The following is a 24,004-nucleotide window of genomic DNA, read 5'->3' on the forward strand; positions in this document are numbered from 1 at the left end:
TGGGGGTAAGCCGTGCCCCCGGTCGCGGCGTTCGTCCAGATGATCTCGCAGCGCAACACGGAAGACTGTCAATCGTTCGGACAGTGCGTTAGGTCTCGCCCGACATTTTCGGGAGACGTCCTTTTTATGAGCGAAAAGCCCACGGTTCTGGTCACGGGTGGTGCCGGTTATATTGGAAGCCATGCGGTGCTGGCGCTGCGCGATGCCGGTTATGGCGTCGTCGTGATCGACAATCTGGTGACGGGTTTTCGTTGGGCGGTGCCGGACGATATGGCCTTTGTCGAAGGCGATATCTCCGACCAGCCACTGGTGCAGCAGGCTCTGCGCGATCATGACGTCAAGGCGATCATGCATTTCGCCGGGTCCGTCGTGGTGCCGGAATCGGTCGAGAACCCGCTCAAATATTATCACAACAACAGCGCCAAGACCCGCGATCTGATCGAGAGTGCGGTGACAGTGGGCGTGCCGCATTTCATCTTTTCCTCCACCGCCGCGACCTATGGCATTCCGGAGGAAAGCCCCGTCAAGGAGACGACGCCGCAGCGGCCGATCAATCCCTATGGCATGTCCAAGCTGATGACCGAATATATGCTGCGCGACGTCAGCGCGGCGCATCCGATGAACTTCTGCGCGCTGCGATATTTCAACGTCGCGGGTGCCGATCCGCAGGGGCGGACGGGTCAGTCGACGGCTGGCGCGACGCACTTGATCAAGGTGGCGGTCGAGGCGGCGCTGGGCAAGCGGGAATTTGTGTCGGTGTTCGGCACCGATTTCGATACGCCCGACGGGACGGGCGTGCGCGACTATATCCATGTCACCGATCTGGCGGCGGCGCATGTGCTGGCGCTGGATGCCCTGATGGCCAGGCCCGAACAGAATTATCTGCTGAATTGCGGTTATGGGCGCGGTTTTTCCGTGCTGGAAGTGCTGGATGCGGTCGATCGGGTGACAAACATCAAGATCGAACGGCGGATGGAGGGGCGGCGCGCGGGCGATCCGGACTCGCTGATCTCCGACAATCGGGCGATCATGGCGGAATTTCCGTGGCAGCCGCGCTATGCCGATCTGGACCAGATCGTCACCCATGCGCTAGCGTGGGAGCGCAAGCTGACTGACATAAGGGGCGATCGCGATGCCCACTGAACATCTTTTTGTTGATGGCGGTCTGGCGGCTGCCGACATGGCGCGGCGGATCGAGTTCGTACTGGGCGATGCGATCGCAGCGCGGGGGGTGGCGACGATCGCACTGTCAGGCGGACGATCGCCTCGGCCGGTGCTGGAGGCGCTTTCGGCGGCGGGATTGGATTGGGACAAGGTCGTCGTGACGCTGGTCGATGAGCGATGGGTCGCACCCGATCATGCGGACAGCAACGAGCGGCTGGTTCGCGAGACGCTGTTGCAAGGCGCAGCGGCGAAGGCGCGGTTTGTGGGCATGAAGAATGACGCTGCGGATGCCTATGCGGGGCAGGCTGCGTGTGAAGCGGCACTGGCGGAGCTGCCTTGGCCGCTCGACATCGTGCTGCTCGGCATGGGCGAGGATGGGCATACGGCTTCGCTGTTCCCGGAGGCGAAGGAGCTGGCCGAGGGGCTGGCTACGAGCGCGCTGACGCTGGCCGTGACGCCGCCTGCCGCGCCGCATCAGCGCATGTCGCTTAGCGCCAAGGCCATCCTGAAGAGTCGGCATATCTTCCTGCAAATCGGTGGCGCGGCGAAGAAGGCGGTTTATGACCGCGCGCTGGCTGGCGGGCCAGTTGAGGAGCTGCCGATCCGGGTGGCGCTGTGCCAGCATGGCGTGTCGGTCGAGGTCTGGATTTCGGAGTAAGGCGCGCATGATTGCGCAGATTGATCCTTTTCATGCCATCGCCATTGGGGTGGAGGCGCATCGGCTGGAGGCCGAGGGGCGGTCGATCCTGCATATGGAGTTCGGCCAGCCTTCGACCGGCGCGCCTACCGCTGCGATTGCCGAGGCGCATCGGGTGCTGGACAGTGATCCGATGGGCTATTGGGAAAGCCCGGCGCTGAAGGAGCGGATCGCGCTGCTGTATCGCGAACGCTATGACGTGGCGGTGAAGGCAGAGCAGATATTGCTGACTTGCGGCGCTTCGCCGGGGCTGGTGCTGGCGCTCAGTTGCCTGTTCGCGCCGGGCGCACGGGTGGCGACGGCGCGGCCGGGCTATGTCGCGTATCGCAATACAATGCGGGCAATGTATCTGGAGCCGGTCGAGGTGGATTGCGGGCCTGCCGAGCGATACCAGATCAGCGCGGCTGCGCTGGAGGCAATGGAGCCTGCGCCCGATGGCGTGATCATCGCGAGTCCGGCCAATCCGACCGGTACGATCATTCCTGCTGACGAAATGGCGCGAATCGCGGAGGTCTGTGTGCGGCGCGGAATCAGGATCGTGTCGGACGAAATTTATCACGGCCTCTCCTATGGCGAGGCGGCGCATTCGATGCTGGAGTTCGCGCCCGACACGGTGGTCGTGAACAGCTTTTCGAAATATTTTTCCATGGCCGGGTGGCGGCTTGGTTGGGTGGTGTTTCCGCAGGCGCTGGTCGAGGCGGCGCGGGCGCGGATGGGGAATTTGTTCCTGACGCCCCCTTCCCTCGCCCAGCATGCGGGGTTGAAGGCGTTCGATTGCCTCGACGAGCTTGAGGGGCATGTCGCGAATTATCGGCGGAACCGGGAGTTGCTGCTGGCGGCGCTGCCTTCGCTGGGGTTGAAGGAGATCGCACCGCCGGATGGGGCCTTCTACATCTATGCCGATGTGGGGCATTTGACGGATGACAGCCTCGGCTTTTGCCAGCGGTTGCTGGAGGAAACCGGGGTGGCGACGGCGCCGGGGATCGATTTCGATCCGGTGGATGGACACCGGCATATCCGCATCAGCTTTGCCGTGTCGACGGACAGGGTGGAGGAAGCGATCAGGCGGCTGGTGCCATGGTTTGGGGCGCAGCGGCAGCGGGTTTAGTTTTTTCCACTCGGAGGCGCGGAGACGCGGAGGAAGTTCGGAAAGGTCTATGTCATCCCAACGAAGGCTGGGTTCTCGTGAGGCTAAGCCGTCCCCTATCGGCCGAGATGCCAGCTTGCGCTGGCATGACGTAAAGTTGTTCATGACGTGAAGCTGTGGGGGCCTCTGCTCACAAATACGGCTGGGTGAATGTTGGCCCGCTGTTTGATCCATTATGGATGGACCGCTGCCGATTAACTGGAATTGTCATCTTTTCGCGCTAGGGAAGCCCGGCGACCCCAGGCTTTTACCTGATAAAAGTCCCCCTTGGCCCGGCGGCTTCGTGCTGCCGGGTCTTTCTTGGGGATGGTACGGCTGAGCGGAGCGAAGTCGAACCCGCGCGATGGGTTGGTGGGCGGCATCGCGCAAACAAAGATGGTGCGGGCGGTCGGAATCGAACCGACACTCCTTTCGGAACCGGATTTTGAGTCCGGCAGTGGATAAATCAATATACTGAATTTTCAGCGTTTTTCAAGAGATTTTGCGCTTGTGTGCTAATCCCTGTGCTAAACGGAAGGCTCCGCCACATTCGCTTTCAGTAGGTTAGGTCTGGCTGTGGCTATTGTTGGCGCGGCTGGATGATACGGCGTAGCCGCTGCTGGGCGGGTTCCGGGGCGTGGGCGGAAAAAGTCCGCGCATGACGCGCGCGGCCTTTTCCTTTCCTTCAAAACAATTCGCCCTGTCGGCTGCTTTCGGCATACCGCTGCCATGGCGGCGTGGCGGCGGCCTCGTCCAGCCAGGCAATCACCTGCGCCACGACATCGCCACCATTGGCTTCGACCGTGCCGCACGGGTGAAAGTGCGATCTATATCCGGTTTCCGTAACGGGCAGCGGTGCGCGCGGCGGCTGGATGCTCTCGATTTCAAGGTGTGCGATCACACCCCATTTGGAGGGGCTATAGCGCGCCTCAATTTCGATACCGCGCCATGTAAATCGGTGGGTTTGGGGATGCTGCTCCATGGTCAGTACCCCGCAAAGACATGCACAACGTCCCAAGCGGTCGAGACGGTGAACAGGTCGCCATTCATTTCGGCATCACGCGCCATGGCCTGATAATCGACGTAGTAACGGAGCGCATGCGGAATAGCCGTGGTTTCCTCGGTCAACTCCTGAACATAGTCGGCAAGGCTGGCATGTGCGCCAAGATAGCGGTCGGTCAGCGCCTCCCGCGCCTCGTCCAGATCGCAGCTGTAATGATCGAGCAAAGCCGCGCCGATCTCGCCATGCTCCACGATGAAAGCGGCCAATTCGCTGACGCGGTCAAAGCTGGCATATTCCTCGATACGAATGCCGCCAAAGCCTTCATAATCATGGATCGCCCACTCTTCCGCGTCCTCGACGGGTGAAGCGGCCAGCATGATCCTCACGGCGTCATAAATCGCCCAAGGCTCCTGCGCGGCATTGATCCAAGCGCCATGCAGATGGCCACTATTATAGGCGGCAAGGCAGGCCACATAGATGCGGGGTTGTTCGGTAGCGGTGATGGTTGTTGCCATTTCTATTCTCCATTTGGTTCGGGGTTCAGGTCGCGTTCTGAAACCCTGCCTCGTGGCGAACAGCGGGGGGCAAGCGGAGCAAGCGCCTTCGCGGGGAACCGGCTGCACGGAGCTTTAGCGGAGGAAGCTGGGCGGAAGGCGCTTCGCAGCGCGCAAGGGGCAGCGCCCCAGCCTTGAAGGGGCGGGACGCCCCGCCCGCGTCAGGGATCGTTACCCCCATGGGCGGAAACCGCCAAACGGGTTCCGTCGCGCCAGCGATAGAGCCCGACCATCAGGGGACGCCAAACGGGAATTGGCACTTAAATTGCCTTTCAGCACCATAGTATACTGTTACATGACGGTTCCGATTCTGCCTCTATCAAGGCGGCGGCAGGGCAAATAATATGGGGGCAAAAGCAAATGGCGGGATCAACCTTCCAGACCAATCCGATCGACCTTCACCGGCTGCTCGATGAGTGCCACCGGGGCATCATCCAATTGCCGGACTTCCAGCGCAGCTGGGTCTGGGACGAAGACCGTATCAAGAGCCTGATCGCCTCGATTTCGCGCGCTTTCCCTGTTGGAGCGCTCATGTCTCTGGACACAGGCGGCGCAGTCAATTTCAAGCCGCGCCCTGTCGAGGGCGCACCGCCAGAAGCCCGTCAGACTGAGCCGCAGTCGCTGCTGCTCGACGGCCAGCAGCGCATGACCTCGCTCTATCAAGTGACATTGCGCGGCAAGGTCGTCGAAACCGTCACCCCCAAAAACAAGCGGGTAAAACGCTGGTTCTACATCGATATCGCCAAGGCGATTGACGAGACGGCGGATCGTGAGGAAGCGGTAATTGGCGTTCCGGAAGATCGCAAGGAACGGACGGCTTTCGGTCGCGAAGTCACTCTCGATCTCTCAACGCCAGAAAAGGAATATGGCGCGCTCATGTTCCCGGTCAATCAGGTCTTCGACTGGGACACGTGGCAGGATGGCTTCAACGATCACTGGTCAGGGGAAGAGCACAAGGCCGTCCGCGAACAGTTCCGCACCTTCAAAAAAGACGTCCTGGAAAACTTCAAGATGTTCCGCGTGCCTGTGATCGCGCTCGACCGCGCAACCTCCAAAGCCGCCGTCTGCGTGGTTTTCGAGAAGGTCAACACGGGCGGCAAAGCCCTCGATGCCTTCGAGCTGGTCACGGCGATGTATGCAGCCGATGGGCACGAATTGCGCAAGGACTGGTATGGCGATGAGGGGGTCAAAGGCCGCCATCAGCGCTTGGCGGATACCTTGCGTCCTGCGGATTCCAATGCCGGTATCCTCGCCGGGGTCGGCAACACGGATTTCTTGCAAGCGATTTCCCTGTTTTACACGCGCGACCGGCGACGCGCCGCCGAACAGGCTGGCAAGATCGGCAAGGAACTGCCCGCAGTCTCGGGGAACAGGCAAGCGCTGCTCGATCTGCCGCTGGATGCCTACAAAAAATATGAGAAACAGGTGGAGCGCGGTTTCGTGCAGGCGGCTAAATTCCTGCATACGCTTCACATCTACCGCATTTTCGACCTGCCGTATCAGTCCCAAATCGTGCCGCTGGCGGCGATCCTCGCAGACATCGGCGACGCGTGGGAGCACGAAGCCAACCGCGCCAAGCTGGTGCAGTGGTATTGGAATGGGGTTTTCGGTGAGCTGTATGGATCGACGGTCGAAACCCGTATCGCCAAAGATTTCCTTGAAGTCCCGCGCTGGATCAGCGGCGGGCTGGAGCCTTCGACCGTCAGCGAGACCATATTTCGCTTCGACCGCCTGAAAACCATGCGGATGCGTTTGTCTGCTGCCTATAAGGGCATGAACGCCCTCCTTATGAAGGAGGGTGCCCAGGATTTCCGGTCGGGTCAGAAATTCGACCACACCGTGTTTTTCGGTGAGAACGTCGATATCCACCACATCTTCCCGCAAGACTGGTGCAAGACACAAGGCATCAAGCCCGCCATATTCGATTCCATCATCAACAAGACGCCCCTGTCCTATCGCACGAACAGGATCATCGGCGGGGTCGCGCCCAGCGAATATCTGGCGAAGCTGGAAAACGGCAACAGTTCCACACCACCAATCGCGCCCGATAAGCTGGATAGCTATCTCCGCTCACACCTGATCGATCCCGCACTGCTGCGCGCCGACAAGTTCGAGGCATTCATGGAGGATCGCCAAAAACGGCTGCTCGGCCTGATCGAACAGGCAATGGGCAAAGCCGCTTATAGCGGCAATGTCCCAGAGGAAGGCGAGGATGTGGAGGACAGCGACGATTCCGACGCGGCCATGTTGGTTGATGCAGTTGCTTAAAACGGGGTCGCTGTTCCTAGGGGAACAGCACCTTTTCAAGTGCCTCTGCCAGTTCCCGCCGCCTGTCGGCGGGCAGCTTGTCGAGATTCCGCTGCTTCCAAAGGACGGCGGGCAGGTTCTGCGCGCCCTCCACGCCTAGCAACGTCCAGTCCGGTTCCCCGCGCTTGAAGCCAAGCAGGAATTGGCGGTGGGATTCCGGCATGTCTGCGACCATCGCGGCGATGATCGCCTCCCGCGCAGCTTCAAGTTCGGCCATGGTGACCGGCTCTTGCGTCATGCCGACAAATCCGCGCTCAAACTCCTCGGCCAGGGGCTTTCGGGTCGGTGCCAACACCTCTGCCATCGGGCGGTTGTGGCTGGCGAGATAGATCAGGAAAGCTCGGCGCAGCTCATCCGTGACGCCTTCATTGGCGAGCAGGTCGCGCACATCAAACAGGTCGCGGGGGTGCTGGCGGTCGAGCGCCGCCACTATTTTCCCTGCATAAAGATCGGCGAATGACACCACCTGCATTTCGGCAAAACCAAAGGCGTCTTCAACGGCATCAACGACACCGGTAACGACCGGCTCGTACACCGTGCCGCGTAACACCGGCGTCACCTCGATCTTGATCTGCACCTCGCCTGCACGCACGATCAGCTTGGTGACGATTTTCTCATCCGCCGAGCGCGAAGCATTGACCCGGGAGTCGGGCATCCCCTTCTCGATCCGCTCCTTGATCCGCATCATGGCCGCGTCGATGGCGGCCAGCGACGCGGTGCGGTCCTCGACCGGCAAATAGGTAAGGTCGATATCGACCGAAAGGCGCGGCATGTCGCGCACGAACAGGTTGATCGCCGTACCGCCCTTGAGGGCAAAGACCTTCTCTGCGGCGACGAAAGGAATCACGCGGATAAGTAGGGCGACCTGCTGCCGGTAGCTGTCCAAAAACGCCATGACTTCAATGCCCCGCAAATTCAGGGGGGACGGTGATATTGTAGCGCGTGTCGAGCTTGCCGCCTTTCGCAAGGACGCGCTTCCCTGCCCCGAGATCGACCCGCGAGACATCCAACCGCGCGCGCCACGCATGGGCGTGGCGGTCGGCGAAGAACAAGAACAGCCGCTTCACCTTGACGCTGGCGCAGGCTTCCAAAAGGGTTTGCAGGCGCTTGGGGCTGAGGTCACTCATGCCCTCCATCAGCGCATCGGCCTGATGGAAACTCTCATGCTCGGGCAGTTCGTCAAGCAATTCGAGAACAGCGCGTTCCTTGCTCGAATACTGTATGGGCAGGGTCATGCCAGCGGCACTGACCATGACAGGGGCTGGCTGGACTTGTACACCGGCATCGCCGGGGAACAGCCGCAGGCTGTTATGCCAGCAAAAGGCCACCTCCAGCGGCAAGCTGTCAAGCCAGGTGGGCGGGCGTTTCGCGCCATAGAGATGAACCTCCCGCACCGATGCTGAAAGATAATGGGCATAGCCCAGCTGTTCGAGCGCCGTGCGTCCGCCGACGGTGAGCGGCAAATCCAGCACGGTTTGAAGCGAGATGACGACCTGCTGCCATGTGAGCGGCGCGCGCGCGCGGCGATAGACGCGCCGCGCCGGACTGTCGAGCCAGCCTGCGCTGACATACTGGCTGCGCAGCGCCGACGAATAGCCGTGCGCTTCCATCCAAGCCGCATCGGCCAAGAGTCCCTCGGGGAGTTCTTGCTGGAGCCGGTTTAACTTACTGTCAGAACGCTTAGCCATACTTAGTATTGTGGCACATTCTTAAACCATCGTCCAGTTTATAATTCACCTCATACACTAAGTCATACTTAGTATATATACATATCCATAAACCGGCATAGCATCAGCTGCTTTGGCAGACGAAAGCCAAATTTACCGTGACAGCCGGATAGCCGGGGGCGCTTAGCGCCCACCGGCCTTCTTGGCGGAAGCCCGAGCCTTTGGCGCTGCGGCGTCCGGCTTGGGGACATAAGCGCGCATGACGATCCTGCCCTGCAAGGGAACGGCTTCGCAGCGGATGTTGAAGCCTTTTCCGTCGCGGTTCGGCCAAGCTGCACCGATTTTTGTCCAGTTTGCGGCCTGCCCTTCGCCATCGACGCGATAAAGAATGAAGGCGGGGCTGTTGATGGTTTGCGTTGTCATGTCTGTTCTCCTTGTATGAGCCGCAACCGTTGCGGCCGATGTGGAGAACAAGGCGCGGCCCAGAGGTCGCGGGGTCATGCTGACCGGATGGGAACCCGACAGGGGAAGCTGCACAAGACGCCAGTCGCGGAAGCGCCCGCGATTGACGCCCGACCTGGCCAAGCCAGTGAATCCACACATGAGGCCGTTATGGTTCAAGCGGACGCCGACCCGGAGAACAATGCAGCCATGGCGACAAAGCCCCCCTCTTCTATTCGTGAACTTGGGCTTCGGGCGCGGCTCCATCTTCAATTACTGCTATGTCGTCGCCTTCAGGAGCCGCCACGTCTTCACCTGGAATAGGCTGCGGCTGGCGCGGCGGGTTTGCTGGCCTAAACCGCTGCCGGAAAGCGTCTTGATCGTTTAGGCGGATTAGGACGGGGTTTTCGCAGGATGAAGCCTTGCCGTACACCACGGCATGTCGCGGTTGGAGTGATGGTAGGACGTTGGCGTAATCGGAGCCGATGTAGTTGCCGAGGAAATCCTTGCCAGTGTCGTCGAAGGTCCGCATGGCGAAGATCGTGTTACATTGGTTTAGGATCGTCTTAGTGACGTTAGCGGTGCGCTGCGTGATAAGAAGGCAGCCAAGTCCATATTTACGGCCTTGCAGGATGGCTCGGGCGCTCGTCGCGGTCGCCTGCTTGTCGCCATCCGCAGCAACGGAGTTCCATTCGGGAACGAGCGAGTGGGCCTCTTCATAGACAAGGCAAAGGCGAGCGGTGTCGGTCATGCCTTTCTCCTGGCAAACGAATAGTGCGGCGTCGGAGAAGATCGCGGTGATCTCGGAGGCTGTCAGGTGCGCAAGCTCGGCGTTGCCCTGAAACATCCCGGACACCTGCTTGGTCACACGGAATTGAGCCGGGTTGTAAACACGCAAATAGTGGTCATCGCCGTCAGCCAAAAATTCGCGCATTTGCTGCACCACGGCCAATTTAAACGCGCGGCGGGAGCCGCCAAGCTCTCGGTTCTGATGGGCAACACCACCTTGTCCTGCGGCAACAAGCTCGTCGCGTTTGATCTGCTCGTGCGCCACGTCGATAAAATCGGTCAAAAGCTGCTGGTATTGGTTTGTCAAATCGAGGCAGAGAACTTTGATGCCTTGCGCGATCATGCGCTCGACAAGTTCAATAGACAAATAGCTTTTGCCGACGCCAAGGATGCCAAGTATAGCGGTGTTGTGCGTGACGCATTCGGACGGGTTTAGGCGGATTCCGTAGGGTGTTGACGGGAAGTAGCCGATGCAATCGCCTTCCGGCGCGACGTCCTCGTTTTCAAGCATGAATACGGGAGCGTTGATGCGCGGCAGCCATGGAACGGGACAGAACTTCTGCTCATTGGAATCCCATGTGCCAATTTTGCGAGCTTTGGCGCGAGCGTAGCCGTACTTATTTTTCTGCTGAACCACTTCCTCACGGGTGATCCCGTCAACAACTTGATAGATCACGCGGCGCTCATCGCCGATGCGGGCCTCAATCAAGCTCCCTTCTGCAAGGCCGGTGTCATTGATAACCTCGAACTGGAGGTATTCTGTGCTGGTATCGCTATCCACGATGCCGCAAAGTCGACCTATCCATTGCAGGGCCTGAATCTGCTCTGCCTCCTCAGGTGGCACAGCAATGGACACGGCCAACGCGCCCTGCGACTTGGCAGGAAGCTGGCTGGCGTAGGAAGCGAGCGATTGCGGCAATGGTGCCGTTAGGACGCGCAATAAATTGCCCTCGTCGCGTCCGACATAGTTTAACGCAACGCCAAGCTGTTCTGGACCATGCTGGTCGGCGACGACCATTGGGGTGCCACGAGAAATGGTCTTGGGTTCGACCTGTCGGACGAGCACGATTCCTGGAGACTGGTGAGCGGCAACTGTTCCCACGACGTCCTCGCGGCGCAGAGGCGGTCGCTGGCTCCAAAGTGCGGCAATGTAATCGACAATCGATTCCAGCGGTCGGATGATGACGATCACCGCGAGCGTAGTCAGGATCGCGAACACCTCGATAGGCTGGTCCCGGTGAAACAGCCAAACCGCGACGATTATAAGGGCGGTGAAGATGATGTTGGGACTGCCAAGCCCCTTCACTGCCCGCTCGCAAAAGCGCCAAAACAGCCCCGGCTCTATACCCGGCGAAGGGCGGAAAATCAAAACAAGCAGCGACACTGCCGCCACAAGCGCAAACAGGCTGACCGCACAGCCAAGCACCCAGGCATCGGGCGTCCAGCTCGTAATGACTGGAACGGCGGGTAAGATCGCCAGCGATGCGGCAACCGCGTTGGTCAGTGAATCGGCGGGCGGCGTAAAATGCGGATTGATGAGCCTGCTCCCAAAGAGAAGGCTAACGACGCCGCTGACCAGCCACATGGCCTTATTGTCGAGAGTAAGGCCGGTGATGATAAATTGCGCTTGTACAAATACAAGAATCGCCAGATAGACGATTAAAAGAACCGCGCGAATTCTAGCGTCTGATGTCATTATGTCTCCGCCCCCTCCAAGTCACATCAAGGCTCACGAAGAGCCAAGTTGGCGGTTTGCGGATCATAGACGTAATCGGTGATCGTCCCGTCCTTGATACGTTCCACAGCGTCGTCGACGACGAAGCGCGGAACGAGGAACCATTCTCGCGGGATAACGGGATTGCCGAAGCGATCTTTGATTTCGATGTCGAGCCGTGCTGACTCAAATATACGGTGGATCAGGTTTTCCAGTTTAGTGCGATTGATGTTGTAGAGCGTGTATGTGGCCACGACTTCCACGTCAGCCAAAAGAAATGTCGCGTCGAGCTTGGCATTGGCGATACGGCGGGCAACATCCCCGCCCGTAACCCCGATCTTGTGAAGAACCTCACGGTTTGCTGCGACCACAGGATGGTCTGACTTGCTACGCAGGACATAAATCGTCCCGCTAGCCAAATCCTCGTCCTCACGCTCCCCTGCGAATGGCGGCTGCTCCGCGTGCTCGAACAATGGTCCTGCCTCGGGATCGGAAACCCGCCGCGCCGACGTATCGCGATAGAGCGATTTTTGGAATGATCGGGACAGAACAGTGGCCTCCGTCGCGTTATCATAGATGACACGAACGCGGCGATCCGTGCGCTGATACTCAGTTGTGAAGGCCTCGCTCTCGCCAGCTACATAGGCGAATTGACCTCCGACGACGAAGAATGCGCCAGGCTTGATTTCATTCAGACTGTTTTCGCTGTTATCGATGACACGGGTAGCGCGAACACCGTCTTTCAGCTCGCGCTTTGCTTCCTCAATCAGAGGCTTGAACTGGTCAAAGTCCTCGCATTTCTCACGGCTAGCGATTTCCTCGGCGGCGCGTTTCTCAGCATTCGTGCGAACGTGACGAAGCTCGGCAATGTCCGGGCTACCCATCGCGTTTTCCAGCTCAGCCAACAGTGCATCGGTATCGGTTTCATTGTCGGTGACGGTGGGCGAAGGTTCTCCGCCGACAAGAAGTCGTTGCCTGTCCATAGGCTCTAAGAGGGCGCGACAATCCGCTTGGGCGCGCAAGCGATCCAGGCGAGTGGCGTAGATGCGCTCGAAAATGTCACGGCTCTCGCCATGTTGGGGCGCATGACCATTTACATCGACAAATCGCTGGATCTCCTCAAACCCAGCGATAATCCGTTCTTCGCGGGGGCCGCGTCCTGTCTTCTTCTCGGTGGGTGCAAAGTCAGCAAGCTGATCGGCAAGCGCGTCGAGATCGAGGTCATCCGTCATAGCGACCCTCCTTCTTGAAACGCATGAAGGCAGCAGCGCCTTCGGCCAGTTTTCGCTCGAAGGCATCAGATGCTGTGATGGACGGGGGACGTTGGCGCTCCTTAATGAAACGCGCCGCGCGCACGGCGTATTCCTTCGCTTCGTCAGGCGTCATGCTCGTGCGTCGTGACGAAATGGCTGCTTGCACGTCTTTCAGCCGCTCCTCACTCATGGTCTTGGCCAAGATGGCGTAGGCCTCTTGGAATGGATTGATCCGGTCAATCAGGTCGATGTCGAGTTCGCGCACGTCCATCGCAAATTTGCGCACACCGTCGATTAGGGCGGTATTAGCGCTCGGCTCGTCATTGTCGCCATTGCGCTTGTCATCGCCAAGGGCGATTCGCGCGGCCTGCTGTGTGAGGTTGAGGGCGGCAATGGCATGCTGGCGCACAGCCTCCTGATCCTCTTCATCCAGTTCGGGATATTTGTCCTTGATAATCTTGCCGAGGCGAAGCTGGGTCAGTTCTTCCGGCACAAGTTCCTCGTCAAACAGGCCGCGCTCAATAGAAGGTTTGTCCTGAACGAAGCTCGCGATTACCTCGTTCAAATCCTCTTTGCAGATACGCGCCGCCTCTTTGCTTTTGGGTTCGGCAAGGCCTTTGATTTCGATCTCAAACTGGCCAGTCTGTTCGTTAAAACCGACATTGCACTTGTCCGGCTGGTAGCCTTCTTCACCATAGTTGAAGCCAGGCTGCGGGCCGCTCTGCGGATTCTTCGGCGTAAAGTTGAAACGCGGTGCCAGCACCTGTTCCATGAGCAAACTGGCAGCGATCGCCTTCAAGGTGTCGTTAACCGCCTCGGTCACGGCGGCCTCGGAGGCGTCAGGTTCGGCAATCAGGTTGGTGAATCGTGCGCGTGTCTTGCCCGGTGCGTCACGAGTAGCGCGGCCAATGATTTGAACGATCTCGGTCAGGCTGGCGCGATAGCCGATGGTCAGCGCGTGTTCGCACCAAATCCAGTCAAAGCCTTCCTTGGCCATGCCCAGTGCGATGATGATGTCGACATGATCGCGGTTGTTTTTCTGTGCGGGGTCTTTGAGCGCAGCGGACACGCGGTCACGTTTGGACGGGTCATCGTCCACAAGATCGGCTATGCGAAGCATTTGGCCTTGGGGTGTCTTCACCAATTGAAAGCCAGTGGCGGCATCGATGCCATCCCACTCGCCTAGCTCGCCGATGATGTGCTCCACCTCTTTGATTTTGTCCTTCGTGCTCTCGCGCGCATTCACGTTGGGAATATGGATGATGGTCTTCTGCGAAGGATCGAGCACCGCGAGAATATCGTCGGTATAGGTACCCGAATAGAAGAAATAGCCGATGTCTAGCGATTTCAGATACTCGTAGCCGTTGAGCTGCTCGTAATAGGTGTAGGTGACGGTATCGAATTTGGACTCGTCGTGCGGAGATAGCACGGCCTCCGCATCGCCGCGGAAATAGCTGCCCGTCATGGCCACGATATGCACCTTGTCGCGGGCGATAAAGTCGCCGAGGTACTTGCCAAGCACGTTGTCGGGGTTGGCCGAAACGTGGTGGAACTCGTCAACGGCGATCAGGCGACCGTCGAAGGCCTCGATCCCAAAACGCTCAACGGCGAAGCGGAATGTGGCGTGGGTGCAAACCAACGCCTTGTCGTCACTGGCGAGGAAACTGCCGACGCTGTTGACCTTGCCGCCGTCCTCGCCGGGGGCGTTGCACAGATTCCACTTCGGTGCGACTGTCCAGTCCGCCCAAAACCCATATTTGCTCAGCGGCTCGTCCGCAAAGCTGGAACCGATGGATTTCTCGGGAACGACGACGATGGCCTGTTTCAGACCTTGATTGGTCAGCTTGTCGAGCGCGATGAACATGAGCGCGCGGCTCTTGCCCGACGCTGGCGGCGATTTGATAAGCAGGTATTGCTCGCCGCGCTTTTCATAGGCGCGCTCCTGCATCGCGCGCATACCAAGGGTGTTAGACTTGGTGGAGGCGCCATTGCGGGCATAAGTTACCGAAACGGATGGGACGTTCTTTCTGTCGATGGTCACGCGTTTGTCCCTACCTTCCGTATTTTGGCTGCACCCGCTCCTGCGGTCATTTTGGTGTAAAGCCCGAACAGCTTTTCAAGCCGTTCGGTATCGTTTTTGAACCGTCGCCCGATATAGATACGTTCCAACACCTCATCGTTGCGCTCATGTGCTTCACGCAAGTCGTCGGGCATGTTCTCAGGATCGTAGAGGTCGGCGATGGTGGCTGGGAAATGCGCCTCCCGTGCCAACAGAATGTCCTCGGCGCAACGTGTCAGATCATCCTTGTTCTTGTCAGTTAGGATGGGCAACGGAAATGTGTTATAGACTAACGTGCTAGAGTAATTAAATCGAGACTCCAATTTACCTCCAATTGTGTCCGTCCAAACATAGTGGAGACGAGAAGTAATAATCGAAAGAGGCAGCAAATCTGAGTCTAGAATCTGAAAGCATCGATTGGTGATAATTGCTCTTTCACTGACCAGTTCGCATGGGAGAATATTTCGCCCCTCCGATGAAACAGCCGGGACTACGATGGCGCAGCGACTGGCCCTATGACGCTCTCGAAATTGGTGCGGTCGCTCGGCCAGAGCGCGGCCCGCTTTGTCAGTGCTTTGTAATCTAGATGCCTTGACGGCTTCAATTCGACCTCTAATTTGGTCAATACCTAACGCCAATTCGAGATCATCGTCATCGATCCAAAGGCACCATCTGTGCTTTCCGTTGATAACCTCCTCAGCACCATACAGCGGGTAAATTAGCTTTTCTACACGGCTATCCGCCTTAATCAGTGCGTCTTTTTCATGGGCTGATAGAATTAGCGATCCGTTGTCGTAGGGCATATTGCCGAACTTCATTTCTGAAAGACCATTAATCGCAGTTCGTGCTGCGCCCACTATCGTGTTATCCATATCTATCAGATACGGGCTTATATTTTTTGCCAATCTTTTTTGATCATTACTGAATATGTGCTTTTCCTCGCTGGACGCCTGACGCACGCCCACGATCACGCATGTGACACCGGCATTATGCTTCGCCAGATTGTTCCACTTGAACGGCTGATGGGCAAAAAATATCTCCAAGCCACGGCTCATCACTATTGGCCAGAAGATATTTACGTGCTCACCCTGACAAACAGAGTTAGTCGAAACGAAAACAAAGCGGCTGCCTGTTAATTCGCAATATAAAGCAGCTTTTACATACCACCCAGTTACATAGTCTAGCTTTTTATATTTACTTAGAATACCATCATAAACAGCTGCAAGATCGTCACGTTGCTCAGCAGTTCTTTTTTGCCGTCCCGAGAACGGCGGGTTTCCGCAGATGTAAGTTTCCCCTCCTTCATTGGCGAAATCGACTTTCGCTTGATCCAGCGGCGCGCCAAATAGGTCATCGCCAAAAATTTTGCTTTTGCTTTTGCCAGTCGGTTCGCAAATGCTCAACCAATCTAGACGCAGCGCATTGCCGCAGGTGATCCAATTTTCTGCATTTAACGGTAAGAATTCCGCAAGGGCGAGCTTCTGCCCACGATAGAGCGTGTCGCACTGGAATTCGGCGATAATGAGCGCGAGGCGCGCCACCTCGGCGGGGAAATCTCGCAACTCGATCCCGCGAAAATTCGTGAGCGGGATATCCGACGCACGCCCTTGCTCACCGCGCCTTTTGTTGATCTCAGCCTCGATTGCACGCATTTCCTTGTAAGCGATGACAAGGAAATTGCCGCTGCCGCAGGCCGGGTCAAAGACGCGGATGCGTGCCATCCGGTTGCGCAGATTGAGCAGCTTGCGGCTATTGTCGCCCGCTTCCTCCAGCTGCTGCCGCAGACTATCTAGGAACAGCGGATCAAGGACTTTGAGGATATTCGGGCGACTGGTGTAGTGCATCCCGAGCGCGCCGCGCTCCTCGTCGTCGGCAACGGCTTGAATCATCGAGCCGAAAATGTCGGGGTTGATCTGCGTCCATTTTAGGGAGCCGATCTGAAACAGGAAGGATCGGGCAATGCGGGTGAAGCGTGGTACCTCTAGGCTGCCTGAAAACAGGCCACCGTTCACATAGGGGAATACATTGGCGTAAGGGCGGATGCCGGATGCCTGTCGATCCTTGATCGCGGTATTCATGGCGCGGAAAATTTCAGCGATCACCTCGTGGGTGTTCGACCCATCCTTCTCGCTCATCTGGTCGACCGTCGACGTGAACAGGCCGGTACCATTAAAGATGTCGGTGTCTTCCGCGAAGAAGCAGAAGATTAGACGAGCCATGAAGTGGTTCATATCGGGGCGGCGCTCGGCGGTGCTCCAATCGCGGTTTTCCCGCAGCAACTCGACATAAAGCTTGTTGAGACGGCTGGTAGCGCGAATGTCGAATGAGCTGTCGCGCACCTGCTTGACGGTGCTGATCCCGGCAAGCGACAGGAAAAACCCGAAGTGCTCGGGGAAGTCTGCAAAGCTGCAAGCGACTGTTTCGCCCGACTCGATGTCCTCGGCCTCGATAACCTGACCATCGGTTGCGAACACAAATTGCGCCTTTGCCCTGCCTGTGGCGGGGCTTTCTTTCAGCGCGGCAAGCGTATGGGAGACATTGCCCAGATCTGCGACCGCAATGTGAATGTTATTGCGTTGCAGCACCCCGCCGACATCGGAACTGTTAGTATGGCCATCCCGCAAGCGCTTAAGGGTCGCGGCCTTGTTTCCGAAAGCTTCGAGGAATTGAAAGGGGAACTCAATTCTGTCGAAAGGGCGCTGGGCCAACGCAGAAACGGCTTCTTCGATTTCAACGGCATTCATTCGCCCGCACTCTCATTCCTAAGCTCTCACAGGGCGAGAATCACCCCCCTCATTTGTAAAATCCGGCGATCGAATCTCCCCGTCAACCGGAACGCCGCGACCATAGGTGAATCAAGCCCGGGCGGCTATCATGCCACATGGTCACGGTAATTTTCTTTCAAAGGCGGGCGCTGGGGTATCGGCGACCTATTTTGGCTTAGGAGGCTTGCGGAAATCCCGAGCGCGGAACCGTGGACGCAACCGGCCACGCTGCGGCTTGGCTGGCCGGTTTCTCTCTGGGATAAAAAATGGCGATGTCCCGCCCTCGGCATCATCAGTGCTGGCCGCTCGGGGGATCATTTGCGATACGAACAGCGAGCCAAGCAAGCTGCCGCTGCCCTTCCCGCCTTTCGACTTCTTTTTCGGTCGCGCCACGGACATGAACCGCGAGATAAGGGTGGGTATCCGCGATGCAGCCTGACGCATGAATCGCGATACGCACCGTCCGGCGCGCGGCGCGATCTCCCGTGTCGCAGTTCCGATGGTGCTGGCAATCTGTCGGATAAAGCGGCTCGGTTTTGATTGCACGAAACGCGAGCCGCTCATCGTGCGCGGTCTGGCCCATCGCGCTGCCGGTCGAGCGCTTCCTGACGGCGGCGCTCATACTCCTGCTCATTCTTTTTCGCCTGTTCCAGCTCGTGAAATCGCCGCGCCATGTCTCGGGCGTGATCGGCCTGCATGTTGACACGTTCCCGCGCTTGCCGCTGGATCAACATGTCCATTTCATGCCGGTGCTGTGCCTCCAGCCCTGCCACCAGAAGGCGGGCTTTTGCTTCCCGCTCGTTGTCAGCTTCCTCCCTGCGTTTCGCCTCCTCGGCCAGACGTTCGCGACGGGCATCACTGTTGACCGCTTCCTTGATCGAGCGCCAGGCGCGCCCGAACGCTCCTGCATTCTCGGACAAGTCGTTGCCCTGCGTCGCCCGTGCGCGGGTGAAATCTTCAATGGCTTTGACTGTCGCGGCGTGACTGGCCTCTTGCAACGCGCTCACTTCGGCATTGTGGCGTTGCAGCTGCTCTTGCAGCTCCTGTGCGTAGCGCTCGGCAAACGCACGGCGCAGTTCATCGGCGCGGGTGGTATCCTCCTCGGGCTGCGGTGCAGCAGCCTCCTTCGCAGGCTCGGCGCGTGATTGCGCCCTGATATCCTCCCTCGCCTCCTTGACGGAGGGCAAAGCATCGGGGCTGATATCGGCCATGAAGGCGCGAAGCTCATTCGCCTTTACGCCGAGAAGCTGGCGGCCAAGGCTATGCACCTTGGCATCGGCATCCAGCAGCACGAAATCGCGCCGGTCGCCGCGCGCCAGCACATAGCCCGCATCTTCGAGCGCCGCCTTGAAAGCCGTGCCGGAATCGCTGGCTTTGAACAGTGCCGTCACTTGCGCCTTGCGTTCGCGATGACCGATCCCGCCGCGTTCGGCCTGCTGCCATTCGTCATGACTGGTCTCCGCGCGCGGGAACTCCGGCTGGTTTTCACGGTCGCGCTTGGCGTGCTTGCCGGGCACATGCTCGTGCCCGAATTCCTGCTCCATGCGCAGGCTAGCCCTTTCGTGGGCGAGGAAATTCTTGCTGTCGCTGCGCAGGGTCATGGTGTCCATGTCGGCGCGGCACCAGACGATATGGATATGCTGGCGGCCATACTTTTCGTGCATGACGACGGCACGGGGCTGGCCTTGGAGGCCAAGTTCCTCCTCCAGGATGTCCACCGCCCGCGTCCATTGCTCTGGGGTCATCTGGTATTTGGCGTCAGGGTCGATGTTGGCATGGTAGAGACCAAGCCTGCCCTTGGTGGCGAGGGTGTAGGTTTGCCAGTCGCGGAACGCTTCGGCGGGCGTACCTGCGGAATCCAGTTGCAGGATTTCGACGCGCTCGTTGGTGTCGGCGCGGCCAAGGTGGTGGGCAAGCTGGCTAGGGCCTGCGCGGCTTTTTCCCTTGATAATCACCGGACGGCTCCATGCCCAAGGCGTCGTAAATGGCGGCTATCACCGCGTGGTATTGGTGCAACGCATCGCGCAAGTCCGGCACATCGATGTCGATGCCGAGATTTGTATTACGGGCGATCTGGTTGAGGTTGTTGCCGACGCGGTTCATGGCGGCCATGAGCTGGGCGAGTGATTGATGCTCGACGGGACGGCGGCGGCGAGCGCGGGGTCCGGCATCTTCCAGTCCGGCGGCGCGGGCAAATGCGCCCACGGCAAGGCCTGCGCGTGAAGCCCGTTCCTGATAACGTGCGTGTTCTTCGTCGGACACCCGGAACGTGATAATGCGCGTCCGTTGCCGCTTGTCACTTCCTCTCGCCACCCGCCCTCCGAAATGAAGGGTTCCAAGGATCGCCTTGGTCGATGCAGGCCGAAATGCCTGCCGGGGTTCAGGGTCGCTAACCCTGATCTGGTTTCCAAAGGGCATGAAAGCCCTTGGTCGGTGCCGCCGCCGAAACAGCGGTCATGGGTTCCAAGGGAGAATGAAATCTCCCTTGAAGGGCTGGTGCCATTCCGCCTTTCGCGGAATTGGCACCGCCCGGTCCAGGGTGCATGGGGAGGGAAATCCCCTGCTCTGGAGGTTCCACAGGAGGGCGCGAAGGCTCTCCTTGGTCTGGGGATGCAACGGGGGCGAAGCGCCCCTTGCCAAGCGCGCGGTAATACCGCGCATGGCTTGCATCCGCTGCTATCATCTTTCTAGCTTAACATGGAAATGGATTTGCGGCCACTTCGGCACGCCTTAGAATGGCTGACCCGTCGATCTAAGAATCTTCAGCTTCCAGCATGACCCAACCCTAGGCGGTTAACCCTTTGCGATATCTTTGGTTCTGAAGAAACTTTCCCCGCCCGTCCTCGCTCATGGTAAAATTATCACATGGCCGAAAATGAAGAAACTAGCTCTGGCTCTCCCAACGGCGAATGCGCCGATTTTTGGCGTGAGCGTGGACTGAGGGAGGAGGCATTCGCTGACGATATCCTGCGTGACAGGATACGCCGCGATCCCAGAGCACATCAATGTGAGCAGGAAAGCGCCTCGTTGAAGCTTCTGAAAGAGACGATTCGGATGCAATCACAGCACGCGGGCATTTGTTGGCCGGTTGCGTGGCATTCGCCCCGGAAAATGTTCGCCATAGGCGCACTCCCCTTGAAAGATGGATGGCCGCAAATCGTGTCCTTCATTCACGAGCTGCCAGAGGCGCGAAAACTATCAGCGGCCAACTTCAACTCGAAGTTCTGCCTACCGCGACGCTAGGGACCATCCCGTCCATAGGGCTCGATCATCCGGTCGAGCCGTTGCTGGGCCTCTGCTTCCAAGCGGCGTAAAGCTTCCTCATGGCGCTTTTCCAAGGCTTCTCGCTTCGCCGCAATGAAGGCTTCGCGTTCTACAGCATTATCCGGCGCATTCCCGATGGTCCTTTCAGCTTCCTTTTGAACTGCGTCCAGCTTTTCCTGTAATTCCTTTCCTAAGTGACCTCGATCCGATTGAACCCGCTTGTGCTCAGCTTCGATTACCTGTTCTTTCGAGGGCGGCTCATTGATCTCGCCTCTGACTTCCGCTTGCCTGACCCCTTCATTTTTCATGAAGGTTTCTAGGTTTTGCTGTTCTCGCTTCTGGAAGTCGTCGAGCTTATTTTCAAAAGCTTCATTCGAGAGGCTGCCCCCCTTGAAAGCCTGGTGCAGGTCCACGCGCTCCTTGAAATGGCGGTCGCACATTTCCTTCCAACGTCTCTCGGCGTCTGCATCAAAATTGTTCGATATGTCGCTCCAATCGGCCACGGCTCAGTCTCCTAGCCTTGTCCCGCCTTCACCGCCATGCGGGTGCTCAATTCGGAATCGGAATGGGCATAGTGCTTGGCGGCACGAACGGGAGCCGCGCCCGCCGCCATGATAACGATGGAATCCTTGTATTCCGGTCCCGCGAGAACGTCGGCCTCGACGCGCTTCACACGTTGGCCGTCGATGATGCTTTCCCGAAAACCAAGATCGTCGGAAAGCTTTTGCGCTGTCCCGTCCTGAAGGCTCGGATTCATGAACATGCGCAGCGCGCAACTGCCGATCATGCCCTGCGCGTTATCGTAAGCGTTTTCGAGCTGCCCGATATTCTGGGTGAACATCCAGAGCCTGAGTCCGTATTGTGCGCCGATCTCCAAAGCCTCCTCAACCGGCGGCATATGGCGAAGGCGGGGAAGCTCATCAAGCACGAAGAGGATTGGTTTGGAACCCTCTTCTGGCAGCTTTGCCGTCAGGGTCCGAATGTGCTGCGCGATGACGACACGCAGAAGCGACGCATAGCTTTCGATCTCGTTGGGATTGATGCAAATATAAAGGGTCGGGCACTCTGGCTTGCGCAGGTCGAGCGGCGTCCAGTCGGATCGGGCGGTTGATCGCGTTATTCGCGCGCCCTCCCAAGCGCCGAGCCATGAGAGGGCGGTTTTGAGCACGCCGTCGCGGGTTTTGCTCTCCATGTCCCCAAGTGAGCGCCCCACCCTCACCATCGCGGGGACGTCGCGCGCCTCGCGCAGGCTGATGATGAATTTATCCCAATCCAGGCCGTGCAAGATGTCGAGTACCGCAGACATCGTTCGATCCTGCCTCGGTCGACTATGGGTCACATAGGCGATGGCAGCGGTGAGTGCGTCGCGGGCGCTATTCTCCCAGAACGGGTCTTTGACGCTACTGCCCGGCGTGATGAGCATGTCCGAAAGAAAGCGGGAGTCCTCCCAGATGTCATCCGGCAAGGGGGAAACCGCCGTCAATGGATTGTAAAACTGACTGTTATCGGGATCGAGCGGGCTGAACCGATAAACTGGCCCGACATGCTGCCGCCGCCAGGAACTTGTTTTGTCGTGAATTTCGCCCTTGATATCGAGCACGACCGCCGGACCCCGCCAATTCAGGAGATTGGGGATGACATGGCATTGCGTCTTTCCTGATCGTGGCGGAGCAACGGTGATGAGAGACCCTTCTCCCCGATAGCCGAGCAGCATTGCATCGGACGATGCCTGCTTTCCGACTATCAGCGCGTCTCCCGGAAAGGTGAGGATATCAGCCGCAAGCAAGTGGCCTGATTCCTCGGCCATACTGCCTGTCCCAAGCAAACTTGCTTTAAGGGGCTTGATAACGGGATGAGCAGGGTTCTTCTCGACCGCGCTAGCGAGTTCGCTCAGCGCCATGTTCACCGAAGGCTCCACACCATCGCGGCCAATCAACCACTTGACGCCTTCGTTGATGTCGTTGGCCTCATATCCCGGCCAGGTGTATTTCCAACCGGCGTATATGGTGCCTTTGCCGTCGCCATAGATTAGGCCAAGCGCCTGAATCCATGTGTTGTGCGTATTCACATTCAGCCCCGCGACATAGAGCAGGAGCACGCTGCGTAATGCCTCCCTTTCCTTTGCGGGCATACCGGAAAGCGTTCGTCCGATGTCGCAGCGAATGATCTGTCGCCAGCGGGCACCATGGAAATTCAGCGGAAAATTGAGAGTCTGCGTGCGCTGATCGAACGCCTTGTTAATCCCGGCGATCCGCGCTTCACCATCGCTTCCGAAAGGAGACAACAGCTTTTCGAGGGAATCTTTCTCCGCATCGGCACGCTTGCCGCCCCGCATTCGGGTATAAAGCCAAACCGCGCCTGCAATGACAATAAGGTAGAAGATTAGGCGCTGGAGATTCCAGATGAATAAATTGATATTACCCTTGGCAACGAAGATGAAGAAAAGCACTGCCCCCGCAGGAAGCCAGAATTTCAATCTCCTCAGCGCTTCCTTGTCCATATGCCCCGCGCCGCCAAGAAGTCACAAGGACGTAAATAGCATAGCGCGTCGGCAACAGGAATATGCTGCATAAATGGCTCAAGCGCGGCGCACGCGGCATCGAGATGACGCGGCCATGCGATGCAAAGCCTGCCAAGGTTGAAGTGCCGATCCAAAAACCTTCACATTTGAATGCAATAGCTCCTTATCTTGGCCGATAGCGCGAGAGTGCCCGCGTGTCGTTCCAGCCAATTTCGGATTTTCTGTTCTCAGCTTCAGCATTTTCTCCCTGCCCTCGGTCTCGCGTCCTGCGTGCCTTCTCATGAGCATCCTCGCAGGGGATTCGCTTGGCATCGCCGCAAGTGCGCCTGTCGGCGACCGCTCCACTGTGTTTCGCCCGTCCTCGTTCCTGTGGCCGGTGCGGCTCAAGCGAACGCCCTGCTCCCTGTCTGCACATGAAGGCACGCGATGGACGCGGCCAAATGAAATCAGGGAGAAATCATATGTCGCTGCTCATCACCCAAACCGATCTGGAAGGAATGAACGAACAGGAACTGCGCGCCCTCTACGGCAAGATCATCGCCGATCTGCAACGTCGCGGCCAATCGGCCTTCCTAAATCCGCTAATCTACGCCTCGCTCTGCAACATCGAGGCAGCAATTGCGCGCCTGAAAGCGCGGCACCCCAAGGCTCCCAAGGGGCCGGGGCTGTAAGCCTCGCTT

Annotated in this window: 19 protein-coding genes; 5 read left to right on the forward strand and 14 right to left on the reverse strand. The window is 58.4% G+C overall.

What is annotated here, in order from left to right; genetic code table 11:
• Positions 1 to 126 precede the first annotated feature (126 nt).
• The 3 genes from galE to ACZ5TH_RS05985 are packed head-to-tail and all read left to right on the forward strand — an operon-like array spanning position 127 to position 2,969.
• Entirely contained in the window at positions 127 to 1,143 is a 1,017-nt protein-coding gene (gene galE, locus ACZ5TH_RS05975; protein WP_464794954.1) for a UDP-glucose 4-epimerase GalE, read from the forward strand.
• The gene (gene pgl / locus ACZ5TH_RS05980) at positions 1,133 to 1,822 is read left to right on the forward strand and encodes a 6-phosphogluconolactonase (RefSeq protein WP_464794955.1); all 690 of its coding nucleotides are present in this window, start codon (positions 1,133 to 1,135) and stop codon (positions 1,820 to 1,822) included. Before galE ends, pgl begins: the two co-directional genes overlap by 11 nt.
• 7 nt (positions 1,823 to 1,829) lie before the next feature.
• Positions 1,830 to 2,969, forward strand: coding sequence for an aminotransferase class I/II-fold pyridoxal phosphate-dependent enzyme (locus tag ACZ5TH_RS05985; protein ID WP_464794956.1), 1,140 nt, complete (start codon positions 1,830 to 1,832; stop codon positions 2,967 to 2,969).
• A gap of 703 nt (positions 2,970 to 3,672) precedes the next feature.
• Here the strand turns inward: ACZ5TH_RS05985 and ACZ5TH_RS05990 are convergent.
• Together ACZ5TH_RS05990 and ACZ5TH_RS05995 are read right to left on the reverse strand one after the other, a co-directional pair.
• Positions 3,673 to 3,969, reverse strand: a complete 297-nt coding sequence (locus tag ACZ5TH_RS05990) for a hypothetical protein (protein WP_464794957.1) — start codon at positions 3,967 to 3,969, stop codon at positions 3,673 to 3,675.
• Between the two features lie 2 nt (positions 3,970 to 3,971).
• Positions 3,972 to 4,505, reverse strand: a complete 534-nt coding sequence (locus ACZ5TH_RS05995) for an antirestriction protein ArdA (protein WP_464794958.1) — start codon at positions 4,503 to 4,505, stop codon at positions 3,972 to 3,974.
• A gap of 399 nt (positions 4,506 to 4,904) precedes the next feature.
• Here ACZ5TH_RS05995 and ACZ5TH_RS06000 point away from each other — a divergent pair, with 399 nt between their 5' ends.
• Positions 4,905 to 6,812, forward strand: coding sequence for a GmrSD restriction endonuclease domain-containing protein (locus ACZ5TH_RS06000; protein WP_464794959.1), 1,908 nt, complete (start codon positions 4,905 to 4,907; stop codon positions 6,810 to 6,812).
• Positions 6,813 to 6,828: 16 nt separating this feature from the next.
• Here the strand turns inward: ACZ5TH_RS06000 and ACZ5TH_RS06005 are convergent, their stop codons facing one another.
• The 12 genes from ACZ5TH_RS06005 to ACZ5TH_RS06060 form a co-directional block, all read right to left on the reverse strand.
• Positions 6,829 to 7,746, reverse strand: a complete 918-nt coding sequence (locus ACZ5TH_RS06005; RefSeq protein ID WP_464794960.1) for a nucleotidyl transferase AbiEii/AbiGii toxin family protein — start codon at positions 7,744 to 7,746, stop codon at positions 6,829 to 6,831.
• Positions 7,747 to 7,750: 4 nt separating this feature from the next.
• Entirely contained in the window at positions 7,751 to 8,539 is a 789-nt protein-coding gene (locus tag ACZ5TH_RS06010; protein WP_464794961.1) for a type IV toxin-antitoxin system AbiEi family antitoxin domain-containing protein, read from the reverse strand.
• 162 nt (positions 8,540 to 8,701) lie between these two features.
• Positions 8,702 to 8,941 (reverse strand): hypothetical protein, encoded by a 240-nt coding sequence (locus ACZ5TH_RS06015; protein ID WP_464794962.1) that lies wholly within the window; start codon positions 8,939 to 8,941, stop codon positions 8,702 to 8,704.
• Between the two features lie 250 nt (positions 8,942 to 9,191).
• Positions 9,192 to 11,444 (reverse strand): ATP-binding protein, encoded by a 2,253-nt coding sequence (locus ACZ5TH_RS06020; RefSeq protein WP_464794963.1) that lies wholly within the window; start codon positions 11,442 to 11,444, stop codon positions 9,192 to 9,194.
• A 26-nt stretch (positions 11,445 to 11,470) separates the two neighbouring features.
• Complete coding sequence (locus ACZ5TH_RS06025) at positions 11,471 to 12,694, reverse strand: GIY-YIG nuclease family protein (RefSeq protein ID WP_464794964.1); 1,224 nt, start codon at positions 12,692 to 12,694, stop codon at positions 11,471 to 11,473.
• Positions 12,684 to 14,756, reverse strand: coding sequence for a DEAD/DEAH box helicase (locus tag ACZ5TH_RS06030; protein ID WP_464794965.1), 2,073 nt, complete (start codon positions 14,754 to 14,756; stop codon positions 12,684 to 12,686). Before ACZ5TH_RS06030 ends, ACZ5TH_RS06025 begins: the two co-directional genes overlap by 11 nt.
• A complete protein-coding gene (locus ACZ5TH_RS06035; RefSeq protein WP_464794966.1) occupies positions 14,753 to 17,518 on the reverse strand; it encodes a class I SAM-dependent DNA methyltransferase in 2,766 nt (921 codons plus the stop codon). Before ACZ5TH_RS06035 ends, ACZ5TH_RS06030 begins: the two co-directional genes overlap by 4 nt.
• A 313-nt stretch (positions 17,519 to 17,831) precedes the next feature.
• Positions 17,832 to 18,161 carry a hypothetical protein gene (locus ACZ5TH_RS06040; protein WP_464794967.1) on the reverse strand — a complete coding sequence of 110 codons (330 nt, stop codon included), beginning with the start codon at positions 18,159 to 18,161 and terminating at the stop codon, positions 17,832 to 17,834.
• Positions 18,100 to 19,494, reverse strand: coding sequence for a relaxase/mobilization nuclease domain-containing protein (locus ACZ5TH_RS06045; RefSeq protein WP_464794968.1), 1,395 nt, complete (start codon positions 19,492 to 19,494; stop codon positions 18,100 to 18,102). The genes ACZ5TH_RS06040 and ACZ5TH_RS06045 overlap by 62 nt, the downstream gene beginning before the upstream one ends.
• Positions 19,460 to 19,852, reverse strand: coding sequence for a plasmid mobilization protein (locus ACZ5TH_RS06050; protein WP_464794969.1), 393 nt, complete (start codon positions 19,850 to 19,852; stop codon positions 19,460 to 19,462). The genes ACZ5TH_RS06045 and ACZ5TH_RS06050 overlap by 35 nt, the downstream gene beginning before the upstream one ends.
• A 926-nt stretch (positions 19,853 to 20,778) precedes the next feature.
• Positions 20,779 to 21,306, reverse strand: a complete 528-nt coding sequence (locus ACZ5TH_RS06055; RefSeq protein WP_464794970.1) for a hypothetical protein — start codon at positions 21,304 to 21,306, stop codon at positions 20,779 to 20,781.
• Positions 21,307 to 21,317: 11 nt separating this feature from the next.
• Positions 21,318 to 23,303, reverse strand: coding sequence for a type IV secretory system conjugative DNA transfer family protein (locus ACZ5TH_RS06060; protein ID WP_464794971.1), 1,986 nt, complete (start codon positions 23,301 to 23,303; stop codon positions 21,318 to 21,320).
• Between the two features lie 482 nt (positions 23,304 to 23,785).
• On the opposite strand from ACZ5TH_RS06060, the gene ACZ5TH_RS06065 reads away from it, so the two are divergent.
• Positions 23,786 to 23,995 (forward strand): hypothetical protein, encoded by a 210-nt coding sequence (locus tag ACZ5TH_RS06065; protein ID WP_464794972.1) that lies wholly within the window; start codon positions 23,786 to 23,788, stop codon positions 23,993 to 23,995.
• Positions 23,996 to 24,004 lie beyond the last annotated feature (9 nt).

This window comes from Sphingobium sp. TomTYG73 (genome assembly GCF_055394245.1).